At 74.1% G+C, this 2,939-nt stretch carries 2 protein-coding genes; both read right to left on the bottom strand.

Translation table 11 applies throughout. The features are described 5' to 3' along the window. Window positions 1-2,323 (bottom strand): AAA family ATPase (locus C1A33_RS23110; RefSeq protein ID WP_101833462.1); only part of this gene is annotated, 2,323 nt, incomplete at its 3' end. A 32-nt stretch (window positions 2,324-2,355) separates the two neighbouring features. Continuing rightward, window positions 2,356-2,939 (bottom strand): methyltransferase (locus C1A33_RS23105; protein ID WP_115538005.1); only part of this gene is annotated, 584 nt, incomplete at its 5' end.

The following is a 2,939-nucleotide window of genomic DNA, read 5'->3' as shown; positions in this document are numbered from 1 at the left end:
CGGCGACGGACTCCGGGTCGGAGGCGTCCACCAGGAGGTGACGGGTCGGTGCGACGAGATCCCCGTCCGCGGCGACGAGCCGGTCGGCGATCGCCAGATGCCAGGAGTGTTCACGATCGACGTGCATGGCCCCGACCGCGACACCAGCGCCGGGGCCGCTGGCCAGGAGCGTGAAGGGGGCGATCCGCACGCCGTCGAGGCCGTCGACGGGCCAGCAGTAACGGCGGTAGGCGCGGGTGAACGCCTCCGCGTTGTCGAGGCGCGAGCGGGTGCGTCCGAGCAGGTCGGCGACGTCGATGCCGCGGCCGGCGGCGGCGGTCAGGGCCGAGACAGCGGCGGGCAGGGCGGTGTGGGCGGCGGCCCCGGCGGCGGCGTACTGGCGGGCGACGAGCTCGCTGGCCTTCGCACTCCACGGCATGATCTCGGCGTCGAGCACCAGCCAACCGGCGGCAAGCTCCTCCCAGAGCCCGGCCGCCGTCACCGCGGCGCGCAGCCGGGCGAGCAGCCGTTCGGTGAGGTCGGCGGCGAAGAACGGCCGACCGGTGCGGGTGAACACCGCGCCGGTCGTCCCCGGCGAGGCGCCGAACCGGGCGGCGGCGACGCCGGCGTCCCGGCACAGGACGACGACGGCCCGCGAGCCCATGTGCTTCTCCTCGCAGACCAGCTCGGTGACACCGTCCGCGCGGTAGGCCTCGAACGCCTCGACCGGATGCTCCAACAGCCCCGGCTGACGCGACGTCGGCGGCGGGCTCATCGTCGGCGGCAGGTAGACGAGCCACCGCGGGTCGAGCGCGAAGCGGCTCATCACCTCGAGCGCGGCCAGCGCGTTCTCCTCATGGATCGTGACCCGCCCGCCGTGCCTGGTCTCGATCACCCGCCGCCCCAGCACGTCGGTGAGGTCCAGCAGGTCAGCTGGCGTTGACCGCACCGTGATGGCCAGCCCGTCGGGCTTCTGCCGCGGAAACGGCGCGAGCAGCGCACTCGCCGAGGACGGATCGCCGTCCTCCGCCACCTCCGTCGCTGCCACCTCCGACGCTGCCGTCGATGACGACTCCGGTTCCGGCGCCGCGGTCAGGGGGCGGGTGGGCTCGAAGTGGACGGCGGTGGCGGGGACGGAGACGAGGTGGCGTTCGGGATAGCGCAGGGCGGTCAGACGCCCGCCGAAGACGCAGCCGGTGTCCAGGCAGAGCGTGTTGTTGATCCACTCCGGCTCGGGTATGGGGGTATGGCCGTAGAGGACGACCGCGCGGCCGCGGTAGTCGCGGGCCCACGGGTAGCGGACGGGCAGTCCGTACTCGTCCGTCTCGCCGGTCGTGTCGCCGTACAGGGCGAACTCCCGCACCCGCGCCGAGGCCCGGTTGTGGTACGCCTCCTTCAGCCCGGCGTGGGCGACGACCAGCGCGCCGCCGTCGAACACCAGATGCGACACCAGGCCGTCGCAGAACGCGGACACCTCGGCGCGGAACTCGGCGCTCTCCTCGTCGAGCTGGCGCAGCGACTCGGCCAGCCCGTGCCCGATGCGCACCTTGTTGCCCCGCAGCACACGAGCCAGCTTGTTCTCGTGGTTGCCACAGACCGCGTACGCGCTGCCCTCGGCGACCATCCCCATCGCGAGCCGCAGCACCCCGGGTGTGTCCGGGCCGCGGTCGACGAGGTCGCCGACGAACACCACCCGCCGCCCGGCCGGGTGACGCGCGCCCACCGGCCGTCCGGCGTCGTCGCGGCGCAGCTCGTAGCCGAGCTCGCCGAGCAGCGACTCCAGCTCCCCCCGGCAGCCATGCACATCGCCGATGACGTCGAACGGGCCGGTCTCGTCCCGCAGGTCGGTGAACAGCCGGCTGTAGGCGATCGTCGCCGCCGCGACCTCCTCCTCCGAGCGCAGCACATGCACCCGGCGGAAACCCTCCCGGGCCAGCCCGCGCAGCGATCGCCGCAGGTCGGCGCACTGCCGGCGGACGACGCCGGCGCCGAAGGCGCGGTCCGGACGGCCCGCGTTGCGCGACAGGCATACCTTCTCGGGCAGGTCGAGGACGATCGCCACGGGCAGCACGTCATGCTCGCGGGCGAGCTGCACGAGCCCGGCCCGGGCCTTGGCCTGCACGTTCGTCGCGTCGATCACCGTGACCCGACCCGCGGCCAGCCGCTTGCCAGCGATGTAGCGCAGCACGTCGAAGGCGTCCGGGGTGGCGGCCTGGTCGTTCTCGTCGTCGGCGACGAGCCCACGACAGACGTCCGACGACAGCACCTGCGTCGGGCGGAAATGCTCCCGCGCGAACGTCGACTTCCCCGAGCCCGACGCCCCCACCAGCACCACGAGGCACATCTGCGGAATCGCCAGCACCGTCCCGGCCTCGTTCACGATGCCGCGCCCTCCCTTCGTTCCAGAACGGCAAGCTGGGTGGGCGCCCCGAGCCGCGGGTCCACCTCGCCGACGGTGCCCAGCCGGGCGGTGTACGGGTAGGCGGCGACCAGATCGTCGACCCAGGCGGCGAACTCGGCGCGCGTCCACTCGAAGCGGTGGTCGCGATGGCGCGGCGAGCCGGGCGCGAGTCCCGGATAGCGGACGTTGTACTCGACGTTCGGCGTGGTGACGACGACGAGTCGGGGTCGGGCGTGGCCGAGCACCGCCTCGGCGAGCGCCGGCAGCCGGGGCGGGTCGACATGCTCGACGACCTCGCTGAGCACGGCGGCGTCCAGACCGGCGAGGCGGGCGTCCCGGTAGGTCAGCGACGTCGCGACCAGCCGGAGCCGGGCGCGGGTCCGCTCGGGCATCCGGTCCAGGCGCAGCCGCCGGGCCGCGAGCTCCAGCGCCCGGTGCGACACGTCCGCCGCGATCACCTCGGTGAACGCCGGGTCGGCGAGCAGCTGCGCGACCAGCTTCCCGTCCCCGCACCCCAGGTCGGCGACCCGCCGCGCCCCCGCTCCCCGCAGCACCTCGA

This window comes from Frankia canadensis (genome assembly GCF_900197875.1).
Lineage (GTDB): Bacteria > Actinomycetota > Actinomycetes > Frankiales > Frankiaceae > Frankia > Frankia canadensis.
This window is presented reverse-complemented; position numbering and strand designations above follow the sequence as displayed.